This is a genomic window from Paenibacillus sp. F4, from assembly GCF_002894905.1.
GTDB classification, from domain to species: Bacteria; Bacillota; Bacilli; order Paenibacillales; family Paenibacillaceae; genus Paenibacillus; species Paenibacillus polymyxa_B.
On record NZ_POVS01000015.1, the window covers coordinates 76,610 to 97,376 of the forward strand.

Below are 20,767 nucleotides of genomic sequence, written 5' to 3' on the forward strand. Positions count from 1 at the left end.
TGTTTTAGGTACCTTTCATGGTATCTATATAGATCAGCTTTGAGGCAATTGTTTTATTGTAATATATCTGGGAAGGAATTGAGAGATGGCCCGATCATTTGAAAGAAAAGTACGCAAAAACACAGCGCATTTAAATAAATCGCGCAAAAAGCAAGGCATTCAAACCATTAACGGCGCAGGTTCTGCAATGGATATTTTCCGTGGCCGTAACATTACTGTGCCAATTATGCTGGCAGGTCTTTCTGTATTGTACATGCTTATGAGTTACTTTTTGACTAAGACTGGCATGCGAGGGATGGATTGGCTTGTATTCGGCCTTTACTTGATGCTGGCTGTTATCTTTTTCATCCGTCGTCCTTATCTGAAAGTGGGAAAGGATACTCTCTATATGCTGAAAGGTGGTAGAGAACGTCCAATGACGGCAGGGGACATGAAAGCCATCAAGATTGAAAAGGGTTACGTAACCGTTGAAAGAAAAGGTAAGGGCGGTAATTTCATTTTTACTAAATCATTAGGTCGCTATGACACGGATGCCATTGCAGAGCGACTTGAGAAGTTTGCGCTATCCAATCAGATACAGGTGGACAAGAAATAACTGATTTAGCCTGTAGCTCTTTAACAAAGGCCGTATGATGTTATTTCATATAACATGCTGCGGCCGCTTGCTTAATATGGGCACACATAACGATTCAAATACTTAACCGAGCAAATAGGTGTACATATACTGTGGAAAGAGAGTGGATAATTCAGATGACGATTCAGGCGGTAATGTTTGATCTTGATGATACCCTTTTATGGGATGAACGTAGTGTAGAAGAGGCATTTGATGCAGCGTGCCAAACAGGCTCCCGTGAAGCAGGCGTTAATCCGAAAACTCTGGAGGAAGCCGTACGTAAGGAAGCACGTGCTTTGTATGAATCCTATGAAACCTTTAGTTTTACTCAAATGATCGGCATTAATCCGTTTGAAGGATTGTGGGCGAATTTTACAGTAGGTGAGCAACCTGAATTCCGCCAATTGGAACAGTTGGCCCCTGTTTATCGAAAGGAATCATGGCGCAGAGGACTTCAGCAACTAGGGATAGATAATGAGAAGTTGGCGGAAAAGCTGGCTACCCAATTTGCTTCGGAAAGACGCGCGCGTCCACATGTATATGAAGAAACGTTTGAGATTCTAGAACAATTGAAGGGACATTACAAACTGTTATTGCTGACAAACGGCTCCCCTGATCTACAACAGGAGAAACTGGATGGAGTTCCTCAATTAGCTCCTTTCTTTGATCATGTTGTCATTTCAGGTTCATTTGGTCGAGGCAAGCCTGATCCGTCTATATTCCAGCATGCTTTGGGGCTTCTTGGTATTGAGCCTGAACATGCTTTAATGGTAGGAGATAAGCTGACGACTGATATTCAAGGAGCGTTGGCAGCAGGTGTACACTCGGTGTGGGTGAACCGAAATGCTAAAACCAACACCACAGAGATCAAGCCCAAGTTCGAAATCAAGCATCTGTCTGAATTGGACGGAATTATTCAATCGTTAAAGTAAGAAATCCATAGTCTTTAGAAACGAGTATTAAGAAAACTCCCTTCGCTCGATTGTTACAGAGCAGAGGGAGTTTTTTTATTCACACAAGGATAATTTCGTAATTATGCTTTAATGAAGGTTGGATCTTCATACGGTTCGGCAATCCAGCCATTTTCTTCGATGAACAAGCGGATTGCGACGATCTTTTGATTCTCCATTAAAGTGAAGAAGTGAGGTATATTTTCAGGTACGGAGATAACGTCCCCCGGTGAAAGCTCTACGTTAAAATAGCCGATCTCTTCAGGGCCTTTAATGATGAAGATGCCTTGACCAGCGACAATGGCACGGATTTCATCCTCGGTGTGGGTGTGAATTTGCTCAAACTTGGCCAGCAGCTCGTCCAAATTCGGTGTTGCTTCAGATAAAGTGATAACGTCCCATATTTTATATCCGCGACGTGCGGCTAAATCCTTGATTTCGGGTTCAAATGTTTTGAGAACAGCGGCCTTTTGATCATCAGTTAAGGTAAAGTTCTCTTGCAGCTCCCCGGACAATTTGGAAGCATCCCAATGTTCATACAATATCTCGTGACTCTCCAGAAATTCACGTACTTGCTCTTCATCGCTAATTCGTTCGTTCGTGTTACGTATTAAGATTTCGGCCATATATTTATTCCCTCTTTTCCACTTGGATTAATGTTGTATAAAGAATACCATGTCTTGAAACGTTGTACAATACAGGATTTCAACATTTTATAATGCAAATGACTATAGCTAAAGGGTCAGGGTTCAGTACGTTCTGTAATGCTACAAACTATAAAAATGGATTAGAGAAGTCGTTTTTACAAAGAACAACCTGTATAAAACGTATGTTTTTACTTCAATCTATCTAAATGATACGGTTTCTGCTAAACTAGGATTTAACGTTTTGCGGGGGTGAAGAAATTTGGATAAAGTTAGCTTGCAGGATGCATTACAACGAAGAATACTCCTTCTTGATGGGGCCATGGGCACCATGATTCAACAGGAAGACCTTTCCCCCGATGATTTTGGTGGGGAAGAGCTGGAGGGCTGTAATGAAATGCTGGTCTTAACGAGACCGGATGTCATTCAAGGGATTCATGAAGCCTACTTGAAGGCCGGAGCAGACCTAATTGAAACGAATACATTTGGAGCAACATCCGTCGTTTTGGCGGATTACGATATACCAGAACGTGCCCGTGAAATTAATCTGGTGGCGGCCAAACTGGCGCGTAACGCGGTGGATAAATACAGCACTGCGGACAAGCCCCGTTTTGTAGTAGGAGCTATGGGCCCAACCACGAAAACCTTGTCTGTCACAGGTGGTGTTACATTTGCTGAGCTGATTGACAGCTATCAAGAGCAGGCCTTGGCGCTTATTGAAGGCGGCGTGGATGTACTCCTTTTGGAGACCTCACAGGATACGCTTAACGTCAAGGCTGGAAGCATCGGAATTCGGCAGGCTTTTGAGCAGACAGGTATCGAGCTTCCGCTAATGATTTCAGGCACGATTGAGCCTATGGGAACGACGTTGGCCGGACAAAATATCGAATCCTTTTGCATATCACTTGAACACTTACATCCAATTTCGATTGGATTGAATTGTGCTACAGGTCCAGAGTTTATGCGTGATCATATTCGCTCTCTGTCTGAAATGTCCTCTGCAGCTATTAGCTGTTATCCAAATGCGGGCTTGCCCGATGAAAATGGCCAATACCATGAATCGCCTGATTCATTAGCACGTAAAATGGCTGCTTTCGCTGAAAAAGGCTGGCTGAATATTGCTGGGGGTTGTTGTGGTACCACGCCTGAGCATATTCGAGTTATGAGTGAAAGTATGGCGCAGTTTGAGCCGCGTCCGCTGGTAGGTCATCATCCTCCTGCCGTATCAGGCATTGAGCCTGTATATATTGAACAGGACAATCGTCCGTATATGGTTGGTGAGCGAACGAATGTTCTGGGCTCCCGCAAATTCAAGCGTTTGATCGTGGAAGGCAAATATGAAGAGGCATCTGAAATTGCCCGCGCTCAGGTAAAAAGCGGAGCGCATGTCATTGATATTTGTGTGCAGGACCCGGATCGCGATGAAATGACGGATATGGAAGCGTTTTTGAAACTGGTTGTAAACAAGGTAAAAGTACCTTTGGTGATTGATACCACGGATATTAAAGTCATTGATAAAGCACTTCAATATTCGCAAGGTAAGGCGATTATTAACTCCATTAATTTGGAGGATGGTGAAGAGAAATTTGAGAAAATGGCTCCTCTTATTCATAAGTACGGCGCCGCTGTTGTTGTTGGAACAATTGATGAACGCGGACAGGCTATTTCACGTGAGGATAAGCTTGAGGTAGCTAAACGTTCTTATGATCTGTTGGTGAACCGTTACGGTTTGGCAGCGGAGGATCTAATTTTTGATACGCTCGTATTTCCAGTGGGAACAGGTGATGAGCAATATATCGGTTCAGCTAAGGAAACGATTGAGGGCATTCGCATTATTAAAGAAGCGCTTCCCGGGGTGCATACCATCCTGGGCATCAGTAACGTATCTTTTGGTTTGCCGGAAGCGGGTCGTGAAGTGCTCAATTCTGTCTATTTATATGAATGCACCAAAGCAGGCCTGGACTATGCGATTGTAAACACTGAAAAGCTTGAACGTTATGCATCCATTCCAGAGCATGAGCGGAAACTTGCGGAAGACTTGATCTATAAAACAAATGACGATACTTTATCTGCTTTTGTAGCAGCTTTTCGGAACAAGAAAGTGGAGAAAAAAGAAAAGATATCAAACCTTTCGCTCGAAGAACGACTGGCTTCCTATGTAGTCGAGGGAAGTAAGGAGGGACTCATTCCGGATCTGGAGCAAGCGCTCGTGAAATATTCTTCGCTGGAGATTATTAACGGCCCGCTGATGAAAGGGATGGAGGAAGTAGGACGACTGTTTAACAATAACGAACTGATTGTTGCGGAGGTGCTGCAAAGCGCTGAAGTGATGAAGGCGTCCGTAGCCTATTTAGAGCCGTTCATGGAGAAGAATGAATCCTCAGTAAAAGGTAAGATTTTGTTGGCTACAGTCAAAGGTGATGTGCATGACATTGGTAAGAATCTGGTGGAGATTATTCTATCCAACAATGGTTACCATATCGTGAATCTGGGTATAAAAGTACCACCAGAACGCATTATTGAGGCTTACCGTGAAGAAAAGGCCGACATGATCGGCTTATCCGGACTGCTTGTTAAATCGGCACAACAAATGGTGCTAACAGCACAGGATTTGAAAAATGCGAATATTGATATTCCAATAATGGTTGGTGGAGCTGCTTTAACACGTAAGTTCACTAAAAATCGTATCCGTCCTGAGTATGATGGTCTGGTTGCCTATGCAAAGGATGCTATGGATGGTCTGGATATTGCCAACAAGCTAATGAATCCTGAGTCCCGTAAAAAAATGGCTGAGGACATGGAGGCTGAGCGGGAAGCTGAAGCGGCAATCGTCGTGGAAGCCAAGCCGCTCCCTAAGCTCACTCGAGCTGTGCGCTCTAACATTGCTCAGGATTTGCCCGTCTATATTCCACCAGATACGGATCGCCATGTACTGCGCAACTATCCACTGAATTATATTTTGCCTTACGTGAATATGCAGATGCTAATGGGGCATCATCTTGGTTTAAAAGGCAATGTTGAACAGCTGCTGGCTTCGGAAGATCCGAAAGCGATTCAGTTGAAGGAAACCGTGGACAGCATCATGTTTGAAGCTGTGACAGACGGAATCATCCAGGCACATGCTATGTATCGGTTCTTTCCAGCGCAGTCCCAAGGAGATCAAATTCTGATCTATGATCCGTCGGATGTGAGCAAGGTACTGCACACATTTACATTCCCGCGCCAGCAGGTAGAGCCTTATCTATGTCTGGCTGATTTCTTGAAATCAGTGGAATCCGGGGTTATGGACTATGTAGGTTTCATGGTCGTTACAGCTGGTCATGGGATTCAGCAGATATCTACCCAGTGGAAAGATAAAGGAGATTATCTGCGCTCGCATGCACTTCAAGCGGTTGCGCTCGAAGTAGCAGAAGGGTTAGCGGAACGGCTTCACCATATTATCAGGGATAGCTGGGGTTTCCCGGATCCTGCCGATATGACAATGAAACAGAGACACGGTGCCAGATATCAAGGCATACGGGTATCCTTTGGCTATCCGGCATGTCCAGATCTGGAGGATCAGGGGCCGTTGTTCCAGTTGTTAAAACCTGAGGATATTGGCGTTGAGCTGACGGAAGGGTTTATGATGGAACCGGAGGCTTCTGTATCAGCCATGGTGTTCAGCCATCCTCAGGCGCAGTATTTTAACGTCGAAAAGGTTTAACACCTTTATCAGATGGGATAGCAAATACCCTCCGAGCTTCGGAGGTTTTTTGCTGGTCAGCAGGAAGAAGGTTAATGTTATGGAATTTTATTTTCTCGGTACAAATGCAGGGGTGCCTACGATTCAACGAAATGTAACGTCCATCGCTCTTCGTTTGCTGGAAGAACGAAGAAGCATGTGGCTGTTCGACTGCGGCGAAGGCACTCAACAAGAGGTATTGCGTTCGCCGCTCAAACTAAGCAGACTTGAAAAAATATTTATCACCCATTTGCATGGGGATCATCTTTTTGGTCTGCCGGGACTGCTGTCGAGCAGAGCGTATCAAGGGGGAACGACACCACTGACCGTATATGGACCGCCTGGAATCCAGCAATATATCGAGCTATCTTTAGGGATCAGCCAATCGCGTATCAATTACCAACTACATATTGTGGAGCATACGGGCGGGGTTCTGTTTGATGACGGTCAATTCCGGGTAGAGTCAGCTTTGCTGGATCATCGGATCGACAGCTATGGCTACCGAGTTGTAGAGATGGATAAGCCCGGTAAGCTCAACCAAGAGCTGTTGGAGCGATATGGAATCAAGCCCGGCCCGGTGTACGGTAAGTTAAAGCGTGGGGAAAGCGTGGAGGTAGAGGGTGGAGTTATTTTGCATCCTCAAGATGTATTGGGTTCGCCGAAAAAAGGGCGTATCATCACGATTTTAGGGGATACAAGACCTTGTCCGAATACGGTAGTGCTGGCTCAAGATGCAACTGTCGTCGTTCATGAAGCCACTTTTCTGCATGAACTGGCAGATACAGCTTACGAGTATCATCATAGTACAGCGCTTCAGGCAGCGGAAGCTGCAAAAGCCGCAGGTGCGGGTCAGTTAATCATGACGCATTTTAGTTCTAGGTATAAAGATCAGGAGCAGCTTCAGCCATTGCTGGAGGAAGCGCAAAGCATATTTCCTAATTCATTGCTTGCGGAGCAGCATGTGTTGTTACCGGTACCCGATATCGGTTAATAAACGATTGGAGAAGATATGTGCATGGGTACCGGGGCTTGCCTCGGTGCCTTTGTTTTTCACCGAAATTATTTTCCGGGAAAGCGCAGGATGCGACAAGAGATGAGAACCCGTGCAGGGTGGTGGGGGAGGAATTTGTTCTACCACATATGGAGGCGTGTCATATTCGAGTTTCTATATATCGAATTTAAAGGGTTTTATTTCTTGAGCATGACCAGGAAATACAGGAGATTTACCATTGACGAAATAGCGCCTTCGATGGATTTCGACGAAGAAGTGAACTTATGTCATGTGAAAGCGACGGCTTTTAGCGAGGAATGGCGCTATTTTGGACGGTTTACCAGCAATTCATGGACTTCATAAGCATTTTTGACTTAAGATAGATGAGATGAATAGAGACGGCCGATTATTTTATGACCTGAATAATTAAGGTGGTTAAATAAGAAGGAGAACATCGTTCATGGGATGAATTATAATTTTCAATGCTATGATGTGAATGGATTTGAAGTGGGGGAGGGGATTGCGATAAAATCGTTACTAATTGATCTGGATGGAACACTTTATCATGGAAATCGGATGATCAAGGGTGCGGATCTGTTCATATCCCGATTGCGTACAGACCAGATACCTTATGCTTATGTTACAAACAATGCCTCACGTACACCCGAATCGGTGGCTGAGCATTTGGTTGGTATGGGAATTGAAGCGGCCAGCCATGAAGTATATACTTCGGCGTTAGCAGCTGCACAATATGTTGCACAGCAAAGTCCTGGAGCTCGTGTATATTGTATTGGTGAAACGGGATTACGCGATGCACTCACAGGAGCCGGTTTGCAGCTTGTTGAGAACTATCCTGATTATGTGGTGCAGGGGATAGATCGTCAATTTACATATGATGCGCTGGCCGCTGCCATGCGCTGGATTCGGGAAGGAGCAACTTTTATTTTGACAAACCCGGATCTCCAATTGCCTTCACATGATGGGCTAACACCAGGTGCAGGTACGATTGGAGCTGCAATTGAAGCGGCTTCACAGGTAAAGCCTATTGTCATCGGCAAGCCTTCAAGCGTATTGATGAACTATGCGCTGAACCGCTTAAACATTAGGGCGGATGAAGCTCTGGTTGTGGGCGATAATATGCTTACAGATATTGCGGCAGGTGCAGCAGCAGGTTGTAAAACAGCTCTGATCCTGTCGGGCGTGACGACCCGCGCTAATATGGATGAACATGTGCGTACCGTTGGAGTGAAACCTGACCTGATGTTTGAAAATCTCGCTGAACTGCAGGACTGGATGAAAGAAGAGCTGAAATAATAGAAAGTATATGTCTTACAAAACTTGCGAGAATTAAAAGCTATGTAGCTACGAAAGGAAAGATGTTGTTATGCCGGAACTTCCTGAAATGGAAAACTACAGAATCTTATTATCAAAACAAATTTTGGACATTCCGATTACTGGAGTGACGGTTAGTCGTGAAAAGTCCATTAATACTGAAGTGGAAACGTTTGAGAAGCAATTGCTGGGAACGACCGTTGTATATTTAGAGCGTCGAGGCAAGCATTTGATTTTTCATTTAAACACGGGCGGGCGGCTCGTACTTCATCTGATGCTCGGAGGACTGTTATATCTGGGAACGGAGGAGCAGCGTCCAGAACGTACAGTTCAGATCGAATTAGATTTTAGTGGAGTAAAGCTTTATTTTATCGGACTACGCTTAGGTTATCTGCACCTGCTAACGGCTAAAGAAACAGAAGAAGCTTTGTCAGACCTGGGACCTGATCCGTTAGACCGTCGCATGACGTTGGAAAAGTTTACAGCACGGCTGAAGGGACGCCGGGGGATTTTGAAAACAACGCTGGTGAATCAGCAGATTTTTTCGGGTATTGGCAATTGTTATTCAGACGAAATTGCTTATATCGCCGGATTTACACCGGGTTCCAAAGTACAGAACATCGTGCAGTCGCCAGAAAAAGTGGAAAAGCTATATCATGCCACTCAATCCGTACTACGTGAAGCTACAGCGGAAGGCGGGTACATGGAAATGCCTTTAATGGAGGGGGACACGCTAACAGGTGGATTTGATCATCAGTGTCGAGTATATGACCGCGAAGGAGAAGAATCTCCAAGTGGCGGGAAAATTGTAAGGGTTGAACTGGCGGGGAAAAAAGCATTTTATTGCCCGGTACAGCAGCATGATGCCTAAATTGCTCATCGGCTCCCATGTGAGTACGCGTGGTGGCTTTTCCAAAGCCGCTATGCGTGCGCGAGAGCAGGGGGGACGTTCATTTCAATATTTCCCGAAAAATCCTCGTAGTCTTAGGCTGAAGGAATGGAGTGCTACTGATGCTGCTGCTTGCAACGCTTACTGTTTTGAGCACCAGCTTCAATCCATTGCTCATTCACCATATCCCGTTAATCCGGCTCATGGGTCCGAGCGTGGTCAGGAACTTTATAAGCTGACGATTGCTTCATTACGCAATGATCTGGATATTGCTGAAGCCTGTGGGTCAAAAGGGATTGTCGTTCATTTTGGTCATATGCATTCGCTAGACCCTCTAGAGGGCTACCGTAACATCATTAACTGTTTTAATAATGTGCTGGAAGGCTGGCAGGGAAATGCTAAAATATTGATTGAAAATCAGGCGGGAGATCATGGACCCATGGGAACCACGCTTGAGGAAATGGTGCAGATCCGTCAGTTGTGCCGGTATCCTGACAGTATCGGCTTTTGCTTGGACACTTGTCATGCATATGCAGCGGGATTGTGGAACGGTGGAATGGACGAGGCTTTGATCGAAAAAGGGGATCGTCTCGGCTATTGGTCAGCTCTTTGTGGAGTTCATTTGAACGATTCTAAATACCCATATGGCTCTAAAAAAGACAGACATGCCCGTGTGGGACAAGGCTACATTGGTACTCAAGGAATGCGTTGGATGACAGATCAGGAGGCTTTAAGAGGTATTCCTATCGTTTTGGAGAGTGAGACGGGACCTGATGGGACACATCAGGAGGATATTCAAATGATTCTAAGCTGGGAGTAAATCGGTCTGATTGATAATAACTATCTTTGAGGCTTGTGAGCTTGCATATATGGGAAAAGGAGGAGAAGTTGGTGTATTTGTTTATGGACGATTATCGGCCTTGTCCTCCGGGCTTTAAGCTGGCAAGAGATGCGGATGAGTGTCTGCTGCTGCTTCATGAATACCCTATTTCGATACTATCGCTAGATTATGATTTGGGTCCAGGTCAGCCTACGGGAAAGGATGTGGCTGCTGTTATCGCAGGGAAACGGTTATATCCACGTGAAATTTACTTGCATTCCTCCAGTCCAGAGGGGCGGCGAGTCATGTATGAGCTACTCTATGCGAATAAGCCAGAGGGAGTCACCGTGCATAACGGGCCCATACCCGAGGAGCGTATGCGAGAGATCAGAAAAGGGTCTGAACGATGAAAGAGATCGGACAAAAAGAGGTGCGCCGTGCCATATGGGAGGGATGCAAGCTGGCTTTGTTTGTGTACACTCCCATGTGCGGAACATGCGCGGCTGCCCGTAAAATGCTGGAGGTAGCAGAGCATTTGCTCCCTGAAGAAGCAGTGGTGCAGAGCAACATTAACTATATTCCTGAACTGGTACAGGAGTACCGGATATCTAGCGTTCCCGCCCTTCTTATATATAATGGTGAAAACAAAAATCCTGAAATCATCTACAAAATGGAATCTGTAGAACACTTGCTGAGCAAAATAAGGAGCGTGATGGAATGATATCCATGAAGAGCATTACGTTGCAGCGGGAAGAAAGACGGATTTTGGACGGTGTAAGCCTGGAAATACGAGAAGGTGAACATTGGGCTATTCTGGGTCGCAATGGTTCCGGTAAAACAACATTGCTGGAAATGATGACAGGATATATGTTTCCAAGTCATGGAACGGTTGAAGTGCTTGGGCAAATGTATGGTCAATGTGATGTGCGGGAAGTTCGCAAACAGATCGGATATATCAGCCAGACCTTGCTGGAAAAGCTGACGCTAAAAGATCCCGTTTGGGAAGTGGTCGCTACAGGTGCGTATGCTTTTTTGCGCTTTTATCAGGAAATTCCGACAGAGGCAAAAGAAAAGGCCATATCTTTGCTGGAGGGTATGAATTTAGGCGACTTGATTCATCACCCGCTGGGGACGCTATCTCAAGGAGAACGTAAAAAGGTGATGCTGGCCCGCTCACTGATGGCAGAACCTCGTCTGCTAATTATGGACGAGCCTTGTGCCGGGTTGGATCTATTTGAGCGGGAAAAAATGCTGGTCGAGATTGATCGGCTCCGCAAGCGAGACTTATCAGTGGTTTATGTGACTCATCACATTGAGGAGATTGTCCCCCTCTTTACGCATGTTGCATTGATTCGTGATGGTAAGGTCGCAGCAGCTGGACCGAAAAAAGAAGTTCTAACGAAAGAATTGATTATGCACACATATGAAGTTCCGGTTGAGCTGGATTGGGATGGAGAACGCCCCTGGATTCGGGTGTGCACTGGAGGGTAATGTTATTTTGGAGGAACTATATATGAGTACAGATGAACAAAGTGAATCTACTTTGTCATCATCAAGATTTGTTTGTACGGCCAATCACGGTTTTGCACCCTATGCTCAAGAGGAGCTTAGAAGAATATTTGGCTCTGTTAAAAGCACGATGCTTTTACCTGGTGAAATTTTTCTGGCTACATTACCTGCGGAAGAAATTGAGGCAGTGAGGACAATTACAGGTCAGCCGCCGATGTTTTTACGTCACTTATTTCCTGTTCATTTTCAAGAAGAAGGAACGGACCTGGTTCAGGTACAGGAGCGTCTGGTTGCATTCATGCGTAACCGCAAGGAACTGATTGATCAACGTGTTTCTTTACAAGTACGCAAAGGATCTAATAGCAGTTGGACTGAAAGCGCAGGTGCGCTCAAGCAGGCTTTGAGTGAACAATTAAGTGATCTACCTATGGAGCAGACAGTACAAGGCGCCGATGTTATTGTGTCCGTTTTTGCAGATACAGATACGTGGTATGCAGGTGTATCGCGTCCTGAGGACAATCTATCGGATTGGAGCGGAGGAGCGGTTCGTTTTCAAAAAGAAGATGGACAAATTTCTCGTGCCAAATTCAAGCTATTGGAAGCAGAAGCAACGTTCGGCATAAATTTTGGCGCTTTCCATCAGGGACTGGATATTGGGGCAGCACCGGGTGGATGGACTTCCTTCTTACTGGAGCGAGGACTGAAAGTTACAGCGGTTGATCCGGCAAAGATGGAGCCATCACTGATGAAGTACGCCAATCTGACTTTTTTGCGTAAAAATGCAAGTGAAGTCAAATTTAAAGAGAATTCGTTCGATCTGCTGGTTTGTGATATGAGCTGGAGTCCTAAGCAAATGGCAAGGCTCGTTACTGATTTACTATATAGTTTGCGAAGTGGTGGTACTGCTATCGTCACGGTCAAGCTAATGCATAAAAAGCCCTTGGCGCTCATTCATGATGTAATTGCTTCATTTGAAGAGTCCGGCATGCAGATTCAGCGAGCTAAGCAGCTATTCCATAACCGAGATGAGATTACCCTGTACATGATCAAGTATGGAAAATAATACTTTACAATAGACACAGGTGTGCTATATAATAAATCCAAATTGTTCCTTAAAAATAATAATCATGTTTAAATCAAGGGAAAGCATCCCGCGAAAACGGTTTTCATGGCGACATGGAAATTTGATTTTGCGGTAGCTTTCCCTTTTTTGCGTTGTCTGCTTAAGAAAGGAGGTAGGAGAAAATGAAGCAACCAACACAGTTGGAATTCGGATCAATTGTCGGTGAGCGTTACCGTATTGTTCGCACATTGGGTTCGGGAGGAATGAGCCGCGTGTTCATGGCAGAGGATTTAAAACTGCCAGGCAAGCAATGGGCGGTGAAGGAGTCGGTTGCCGGGCCACAAGAGATGAAGCTTATACGTATGGAGGCAGAGATGCTGATTTCGCTAAGTCATCCACGTTTACCGAGAATTGTTGATTTTTTTGAGCATCCTCCATCTGGTGCGGTATACCTGGTCATGGATTACATCGAAGGAATTACGCTGGAAGCATACATGAAGGGCTACCAAGGCTATATTCCACAGGAGCAAATCGTCCCATTCGCTTTGCAGGTACTGGATGTGTTGGATTATTTGCATACCCGTCAACCGCCAGTCATTTACCGGGATCTGAAACCAACGAATATTATGCTGACACCGGAAATGGAATTTATACTGATTGATTTTGGAATAGCGAGGAGCTATAAGGCTGAACTGGATCAAGATACGGTAAAGCTGGGCACAGTGGGCTTCGCTGCTCCGGAGCAATATGGAGCTGGTCAGACGGATGCTCGTTCAGACTTATACAGTTTGGGAGCGCTGCTATTGTATCTCTGTACAGGAGGCAAATATAGCGAGTGGACTGCGGGAGTAGAAGGGTATATACGGGGGGAATTGCCTCGCCATTTGATTCCGGTGATTCGAAAACTGCTGCGTCAGCATCCTGAGGAACGATTTCAATCTGCCGGGGAGGTCATTGGAGAACTGCGGCGCAGTGCTGATTTTCAGCCTGCTCAACAAGGAATATCCGTTAATGATGCCTCGATAGATTATGCAGGTACAAGGGTAGTGGCTGTACTGGGTGTATCTGCCGGCTCCGGTGCTACTCATACAGCAATTGCGGTGAGCCACTATCTGGCTCGAAGGTCCCGCTCCGTAGCTTTGGTTGAGCTGCACAGCACAGCCAAAGCATTTGCCCGACTTCAAGAAGTCGTAGAAGGCACATCCGTTGGACAATCGAGTTCAAGTCGGCGTTTTGAAGTTGATGGAGTACACTACTGGCGGCAAACATCTCGTGCGGATGTCATTTCTTTGTTGGGTGGTTCCTATAGATTTATCGTACTGGACCTGGGGAGTGGGCAGGACAATGAACGACTGGAAGAATTCTTGAGAGCCGATTATCCGCTTGTCGTTGGCTCAGGGGCCGAATGGAGAGTTCAGGATATAGCAGGGCTAGCCCGATCTCTTCAGCGCCACCCACAGCATAAATGGAATTACTGCTTGCCATTGGCAACCTCGGAGGCGGTTCGCAGGCTTCGTAAGGAGCTGGATCACGATAAAGTATTTGCTTTACCGTTCCACTCAGACCCCTTCGAACGAGATGATGAGGTGGATCAGGTGCTGGACGAGCTGTTTCGCGGAGTCATTCCAGATACCCGGAAAAAACGCTTCGGATTCCTTAAACGACAGCGCTAAATAGAACGGTATATATCAAAAAGAGGCAGGGGAGAAGTTGTGTGTCCAAGCTAAGAAAAAGCAGTAAGCAAAAGCTATACGCCGGTTGTATTGGCGCAGGGATTGTTGGCATTATCTTTGCTGGATATCTTGTGGTTAATATCCATCAAATGGATGAGGTCAGGAAACAGGCTGAAGTAGAGGCAGAGCAGAAATGGAAAGTGTATGAGCAGGAGCAACGAACCGCGAAAAAAGGTTGGGCGGTTGTCCGTGACATTTCTCCAGGCGAACAGATTGCATCTAATGATTTGAAGGGAATTAAAGTTCCCGGTTCTCAGGCCCCATCAAATTTGCTGACAGATAAAAGTGAGGTTTCCGGTACCACAGCCAAGATTGAACTAAAAAAGGGATCTGTGCTTACATCGGCCATGATTACTGCTGATGAGCCCACACCTAAAGATTTACGCAACCGTGAGCTAAAGGTGGTAGTATTGCCCAACAACCTCAAGTCGGGTGACGAAGTGGATATCCGCATTCAATTTCCAACAGGGCAGGATTACATTCTATTATCTAAGAAGAAGATTTCTCGACTGGAAGGTCCAATTGTCTGGGTCACTTTGAATGAGCAGGAAATATTATCGCTTTCGAGTGCGATTGTTGATGCTTATCTGCATAAAGCATCTATCTATGCCCTAACATATGTCGATCCCCAATTTCAGCCCAAGGCAATCCCGACCTATCCGCCTAATGCCCAGGTGTTAGCGTTAATGAATAGTGATCCGAATTTGATACGCGTGGCTGAACAAAAGCTGTCCAAGCAGCTGCGGGATTCGCTTGAAAATGCAATTAATTCGTCAAACAATGTGATTTCAACACCCGTGGAAAGAAGTCTGAGTGAGGAAATTGCAGCTCAGCATGCGGGTGCTACTATAGAAAACTCAGCAAGCGGGATTGATGCTACAAGAAATGAATATGAGAACGAGCAGGATCATCAAGAACAAACAAAGATTCTGACGCAGGGCGGAAGCTCTGATCCGTATGCCAAATAAATGAGAGAAAAGGAACGGAAGTATGAAAACATGGATATTTGCCGGGCTTTGTGACAAAAGCGATACCTTGTTATATATCAGCAGCATATTAGCAGCTTCCGGCCAACAGGTACTGCTTGTGGATGCTACGCTGCGGGGACAGTATCGGTATAGCATAGGGATGCTCGACAAACCACTTCCCATTACGCAGTTTAGTGGTTTTGATGTAGCAATTGGATTTACAGCATGGGAAGACCTGCATACCGTTATGATGACTGATCAAAAGGCGGAGCAGGCTTATGACATTGTTATTTTGGATGTAGAGTTACCTGATTTTTGTCCAATTTCTGTTTGGAAAGGGGCAGAACTGCGAGTTTGGGTCAGTGATTATAGCCGTATGCTAATGCACAACGGACAGAATTGGCTTGAGCATTTATTCAGTCAACCCGAATTCCCCAAAGATCTTGTATTTCACAAGCTATTTTTACAGGCTGTGGATTGTGGTGTGGAGGAGCCGTATCTGTGGGAATACATGAACCATTTCCCGGCTTCTTGGCAGCAAGAGCCATATGTTCTGCCATGGGATGAGGGGCTGCTTGCTCTGAAACTGGAAAATGAGCATAAAAAACAGCTACTACTAAAACCGCTATCCAGAATGTATAAGAAAGAATTAGGCCGTTGTATTGGGGAATGGATGAGTTGGGAATTAAAAGTGAGTCGTCGTGCGCTAAAGCGTGCGGAAAGGAGTAGAGCATGAGTACCATTTTGTTTTGGAGCCCCATTAAGGGGGCTAGTGGAAGTAGCTCTTTAGCGGCAGCAATAGCAATTACCATAGGAAATCTATATAGAGGAAGACTATTATTGACTCATTTAGGTCGTAGATATACCGGTATTGAATCAGGATTACCTATACAGGAGTATGGTATGGACGATCCAACCCTACAGCTTCAGGAAGGGGGCTGGGATGCTGCCGCACGTTTAGTTCTGCGAGGGACACTGTCTAAAGAAAATATTCGTAATTATACGACACCTGTACTTGAACATACTTTGGATGTACTTGAGGGAACCTCCAGCTTTGGAGCTGCACCGCCGTTACTATCTCCAGGGCTTGTACGGGCAGTAATAGATACAGCGAATCAATATTATGATTTAACGCTGATTGATGCAGGTAGTGGAGCAGGGTGGGGGGCTGTACAGCATGAAGCATGTGTACGAGCCAAACTGGCCGTTCTTTCACTCACTCAGAATATGCGAGAATTAGATGCTTATTTTGAATCCGTGTCTCCGTTATCTACCTACTCATCATTGCCCTTATTAATAGTACTTGGGAAATATGATGTGCATTCTCAAGTGAATGAAACGAATATTCGCAGGAGATATGGCTACAAAGGTGCTTTGTATACAGTCCCTTATAGCACCGGATTTATGGACGCATGGAACCGCAGGGATGTGATCGGCCATGTGCAACGTGAGGTACGAAGTGGAAAAGAGCAGCACCGCAAGCTTTTTATGCCCGTAGGATGGGCGCAGAGTATACGGCATATCAGCAAAGCTATTCTGGAGGCGGCAGAGTCCGATCTTCGGCTCAAGGCTTTGGAGAGGGGCGCTTAAATGCTGTCCGCTCAAATGATCAACGGATTGATTCTTACCTGCATAGTAATGATGTGCATCGTACTGATTATTGTTAAATATCGAGGGAATCTTCACTCGCGACATTCAACCCTTCGGATAGAAAAAAAGAACGAAGATGCCACATTCGAAACATTAATAGAGTATATCAAAAATGCACTTCATGAACTGAGTCATAGCCAGATGGCGGATGCCGGATTGCATGAAGAGGAATATAGACGGCGTATCCATCAAAGGGCGGAACTACGCAGGGCGTTAAAGGACTGTGCCAATGGCAGCATTGGAGATAAACGTTTTGTTAAAAATCTGATGGCTGAGCTTCTGATTAACGGTTACGGCTTGAACGAGAAAATCGTCGATACTGTTATGCCATTCTCCAGACCTGAGTTGTTTAGCATACAGGATCAATTCGAAATTATATTTTACCAATACCAGCAGAAGTTTGGCGCTGATGCACTATCACGTTTATTGGATACTTATGACTTGGCCGAAATGAGGTATTCACAGCAAGGTGAAGAAGATGGAAGTTATCTCGTTACCGCAGAGGATATTCGTTATATCTATGACTGTGAGTACCGCCCTCTTTCCTTTTTGGAGAAAGTGGATATTATTGTCCAGCGCATTTATCAGCATTATAAAGGCTTTTCCGTCATTGATGATATTCGTGACCAGCGGATCGACGGTGTAAGTGGGGGCGTCAGTGGTATGCCGGAAGGTGGGATTCCTGCATCATCAGACTGGCCTTCGGATGGGTATGTATTTGAACAAACATCTGCGCCTACTGCCAATGGTTATGAGAGCGTATGGATTTTTTATAAAGGTAAAACGATCCATCTTTCGTTCCTTTCCTTCGGATCTGAGCGTGAACTTAAAAGGGTGTGCCAAAATATTTACAAATACAATTACCCGGGACAGCTTTCCGAAGCGAATGGTTATAAGGTCAACGAAATGAAGGATGGGTCACGGGTAGTGGTGGTGCGTCCTCCTTTCTCAGAATCGTGGGCTTTCTTTGTTCGTAAATTCGATATTCAAAGCGCATCACTGGAACAGTTAATTAAGGGACAAAATGCTGATTTTCCAATCCAGTTACTTTCTTATTTAATGAAAGGTAGCCGGATTACTGCTATTACAGGCGCGCAGGGTTCAGGTAAGACGACGTTGTTAATGGCGATGGTCAAGCATATTTATGCTTCGTATACGCTTCGTGTTCAGGAAATGGCCTTTGAACTGCATCTACGCAGCATTTACAGTCGCCGTAACATTCTTACCTTTCGAGAAACGGACCATATTTCAGGACAACAAGGACTTGACTTGCAGAAAAAAACAGATGGAACCGTCAATATACTAGGCGAAGTAGCAAGTGATGAAGTAGCTGCTTGGATGATACAAATGTCGCAGGTTGCCAGTCTGTTCACCATTTTTACTCATCATGCCAAAACATTTCGTGATCTCGTGTTTTCACTTCGTAATTCATTGCTCAAAACAGGAGTATTTCAGCATGAAGGCATCGCTGAGGAACAGGTAGTTCATGTCATTAACTTTGATGTGCATCTCAAACGTGATGCGGAGGGGCGACGCTACATCGAACGGATCACAGAATGTGTGCCGCGTGACCTGGATCATACGGATGCAGGCTCCAATGCTTCATCGAGCTACAGTTATCGCCACGTTATGGAATATCGGAACGGAAGCTATATACCGATGGAGCCCTTAACAGCCAAAAGTGCAAAAGAAATGTGTGAGCAGATGAATGTAAAGGATGCCAGAGATTTCCGCAGTTTTTTGACCCGCTATTGGGAGGAAGACTATGAGTCTTAAAGAAATTTTATTATGGATTTTACTTATATCAGGTGGGGGCTTTGCGCTTCTATATATAGTTTTGTGGGGGTTGCGTAAGCGCAGTAGTCATGCAGTTCGCAGAGGACGAATTTATTCTGTGCAGGAAGGACGCAAGGGAAAAGCGGTACTGCAACGTGAACTGCAAGCCTTACTGCATAAGTTGTACGCGCTATGTATAAAGGTCCCTTTCTTATCCGGATACATCACGAGTGTACGTAAGCGACTAGCTGGTCAGCATGCCTACGATGAGTACAAGCTTCGCCTACAGACTATGAAGATGACACTGTTCATCTGGGGGGCTTTTGCTTGCAGTGGCGTTGTGCTGGTCATGATGAAGCCAGGAATAGAGTTTGCTATATTGGCCGTTTTATGCGGAGTGGTAATCAACAGTCTTATTTTGGATATGGCCATTAGCCGGATGGAAAAAAGGCTACTTGCACAGATGATCGAATTCTTCGCCAATGTACGTCATTATTACCATCAGCACGGTATGGTAGAGGAAGCCATATCCGAAGCGGCCGATTTGGCGGAGGCAGAGGCTGGGAGACACGCACGACTCATCCATGAGGCGCTAACAGATGTTGATCCGCACGAAGCATTGGAAAGATACTATGAGTCGGCTCCTAATCGATTTTTAAAAGCTTTTGCCGGTATCTCGTATATGGTAATGGAGTTTGGTGACCGGGTTGAGGAAGGGGGCTCCATTTATTTGAAGGGGCTCGGCAGTCTCGCACGCGAAATCCAGTTGGAGTTGCTGCGAAGAAATAAACTGGACTATCTATTAAAAAGTCTAAACGTGATCGCACTGGCACCTGTTTTCTTTACGACCCCAATCGAGACATGGGCGAGATCAAGCTTTCCATCCATGGATGAGTTTTATCAGGGAAAATTGGGTTATATCACGAAATTGTCCGTTTATATTGTGATAATCGTATCTTATTTCCTGTTACAAAAACTGCAACAGACCGATGAGACAGGATATCGTGCGGGTAGAGGCCGGAGGGTTTGGGAGCAGAAGCTATACCGTTTTCCCATCATTCGTAATGTGGTGGATTCTTTAATTCCGCGTCAGCATATGTCTTCTTATTTCCAAATAACCCGTCTATTAAAGGAAAGTGGTGCGGAGGTTAAGCTGGAGTGGCTCTACATACGCAGAATGGCTCTTTTTATCGTAGGAGTGGTGCTCAGTATCAGTACGATATTTTTTTTACATGAAGCTGAGAAAACGCATATCCTTCACGCCCCGGTACAATCAGGTCAAATGTTTGGACGTTTAAGTCCGCTGGAGCAAAAAGAAGCTTTGAAGCAGAGTGAGATTGATCGCAAAATCATGCATTCGCTGAACATGAGGGTGAACAGCACATACGAACAAACGTACGTTGTTTTAGAGCAAAATGCTAATGGAACTGCTACTCCTGAACAGCTATCCACAAATACTCGGCGTATCCTCCAAAAGCTGAAAGATTGGAATGATGAATACATCAAGTGGTGGGAAGTGCTAATTAGTTTGATTGTTGGGTATGTAGCCTATCAAATGCCTATGCTTTTATTATATTTGCAACGAAAAATGCGTCGGTTGGACATGAGGCACGAGGTGTATCAATTTCAAACAGTTATTTCCATTTTACGGGTTATGGAACGAATGTCTGTCGAAGAAATATTGGAGTGGCTGAACAGATTTTCAGTTATATTCAAAAGACCTCTGCAAAAATGTTTGCTTCATTATGAACACGGGCCAGAGGCAGCTCTCGACTTGCTAAAAGAAGAGGCACCTTTGCCGGAGTTTCAACGTCTAGTGGACAAGCTCCAGTTGTCTTTGGGTAAAATTACGATTCGAGAGGCCTTCGATGATTTGGAATCCCATATGTCCTACTATTTCGAACAAAGAAAACAGGAGTATGAAAAAATAATAGACAGCAAGGCTATCTGGGGAAGGATGATTGGTTTTGCCCCGATGTATGGTCTTATCTTTTTATATTTGGTGATTCCGTTGATCGGCATGAGCTTTGTTCAAATGGATAACTATTATGAGCAAATACAAAAAATTCAGTAAGAAAGTTCTATTATGACTAATACAAAATAACAAG

At 45.1% G+C, this 20,767-nt stretch carries 18 protein-coding genes; 17 read left to right on the forward strand and 1 reads right to left on the reverse strand.

Annotation, left to right across the window (positions count from 1 at the left end):
* Positions 1–85 precede the first annotated feature (85 nt).
* Positions 86–595, forward strand: a complete 510-nt coding sequence (locus C1T21_RS17325) for a hypothetical protein (protein WP_061831521.1) — start codon at positions 86–88, stop codon at positions 593–595.
* 155 nt (positions 596–750) lie between these two features.
* Positions 751–1,545 (forward strand): HAD family hydrolase, encoded by a 795-nt coding sequence (locus tag C1T21_RS17330; RefSeq protein WP_180984616.1) that lies wholly within the window; start codon positions 751–753, stop codon positions 1,543–1,545.
* A gap of 101 nt (positions 1,546–1,646) precedes the next feature.
* Here C1T21_RS17330 and C1T21_RS17335 read toward each other — a convergent pair whose 3' ends face one another.
* The gene (locus tag C1T21_RS17335) at positions 1,647–2,189 is read right to left on the reverse strand and encodes a 1,2-dihydroxy-3-keto-5-methylthiopentene dioxygenase (RefSeq protein ID WP_103049122.1); all 543 of its coding nucleotides are present in this window, start codon (positions 2,187–2,189) and stop codon (positions 1,647–1,649) included.
* 280 nt (positions 2,190–2,469) lie between these two features.
* On the opposite strand from C1T21_RS17335, the gene metH reads away from it, so the two are divergent.
* From metH to C1T21_RS17415, 15 genes are all read left to right on the forward strand, one after another.
* Positions 2,470–5,910, forward strand: a complete 3,441-nt coding sequence (gene metH, locus C1T21_RS17340; RefSeq protein ID WP_103049123.1) for a methionine synthase — start codon at positions 2,470–2,472, stop codon at positions 5,908–5,910.
* A 79-nt stretch (positions 5,911–5,989) separates the two neighbouring features.
* Entirely contained in the window at positions 5,990–6,919 is a 930-nt protein-coding gene (rnz, locus tag C1T21_RS17345) for a ribonuclease Z (protein WP_103049124.1), read from the forward strand.
* A gap of 465 nt (positions 6,920–7,384) precedes the next feature.
* A complete protein-coding gene (locus C1T21_RS17355) occupies positions 7,385–8,233 on the forward strand; it encodes a TIGR01457 family HAD-type hydrolase (protein ID WP_103049126.1) in 849 nt (282 codons plus the stop codon).
* A 70-nt stretch (positions 8,234–8,303) separates the two neighbouring features.
* Positions 8,304–9,122, forward strand: a complete 819-nt coding sequence (locus C1T21_RS17360; protein WP_103049127.1) for an Fpg/Nei family DNA glycosylase — start codon at positions 8,304–8,306, stop codon at positions 9,120–9,122.
* Positions 9,112–9,960, forward strand: coding sequence for a deoxyribonuclease IV (locus C1T21_RS17365; RefSeq protein ID WP_180984617.1), 849 nt, complete (start codon positions 9,112–9,114; stop codon positions 9,958–9,960). Before C1T21_RS17360 ends, C1T21_RS17365 begins: the two co-directional genes overlap by 11 nt.
* Positions 9,961–10,031: 71 nt before the next feature.
* Entirely contained in the window at positions 10,032–10,370 is a 339-nt protein-coding gene (locus tag C1T21_RS17370; protein WP_103049128.1) for a cyclic-phosphate processing receiver domain-containing protein, read from the forward strand.
* Positions 10,367–10,681 (forward strand): thioredoxin family protein, encoded by a 315-nt coding sequence (locus C1T21_RS17375; protein WP_076264869.1) that lies wholly within the window; start codon positions 10,367–10,369, stop codon positions 10,679–10,681. The genes C1T21_RS17370 and C1T21_RS17375 overlap by 4 nt, the downstream gene beginning before the upstream one ends.
* Positions 10,678–11,451, forward strand: coding sequence for an ABC transporter ATP-binding protein (locus C1T21_RS17380; RefSeq protein WP_103049129.1), 774 nt, complete (start codon positions 10,678–10,680; stop codon positions 11,449–11,451). The genes C1T21_RS17375 and C1T21_RS17380 overlap by 4 nt, the downstream gene beginning before the upstream one ends.
* 22 nt (positions 11,452–11,473) lie before the next feature.
* Complete coding sequence (locus C1T21_RS17385) at positions 11,474–12,532, forward strand: 23S rRNA (cytidine(2498)-2'-O)-methyltransferase RlmM (protein WP_103049130.1); 1,059 nt, start codon at positions 11,474–11,476, stop codon at positions 12,530–12,532.
* Positions 12,533–12,714: 182 nt separating this feature from the next.
* Positions 12,715–14,205: a serine/threonine protein kinase gene (locus C1T21_RS17390; RefSeq protein ID WP_103049131.1), complete on the forward strand. Its 1,491-nt coding sequence runs from the start codon at positions 12,715–12,717 to the stop codon at positions 14,203–14,205.
* A 41-nt stretch (positions 14,206–14,246) separates the two neighbouring features.
* Positions 14,247–15,233 (forward strand): SAF domain-containing protein, encoded by a 987-nt coding sequence (locus C1T21_RS17395; protein ID WP_103049132.1) that lies wholly within the window; start codon positions 14,247–14,249, stop codon positions 15,231–15,233.
* Between the two features lie 22 nt (positions 15,234–15,255).
* A complete protein-coding gene (locus tag C1T21_RS17400; protein ID WP_103049133.1) occupies positions 15,256–15,969 on the forward strand; it encodes a hypothetical protein in 714 nt (237 codons plus the stop codon).
* Complete coding sequence (locus C1T21_RS17405) at positions 15,966–16,823, forward strand: hypothetical protein (RefSeq protein ID WP_103049134.1); 858 nt, start codon at positions 15,966–15,968, stop codon at positions 16,821–16,823. The genes C1T21_RS17400 and C1T21_RS17405 overlap by 4 nt, the downstream gene beginning before the upstream one ends.
* On the forward strand, positions 16,824–18,659 hold the full coding sequence (locus C1T21_RS17410; protein ID WP_103049135.1) for an ATPase, T2SS/T4P/T4SS family: 1,836 nt from the start codon (positions 16,824–16,826) through the stop codon (positions 18,657–18,659).
* Positions 18,649–20,733 carry a hypothetical protein gene (locus C1T21_RS17415; protein ID WP_103049136.1) on the forward strand — a complete coding sequence of 695 codons (2,085 nt, stop codon included), beginning with the start codon at positions 18,649–18,651 and terminating at the stop codon, positions 20,731–20,733. Before C1T21_RS17410 ends, C1T21_RS17415 begins: the two co-directional genes overlap by 11 nt.
* Positions 20,734–20,767: the final 34 nt, after the last annotated feature.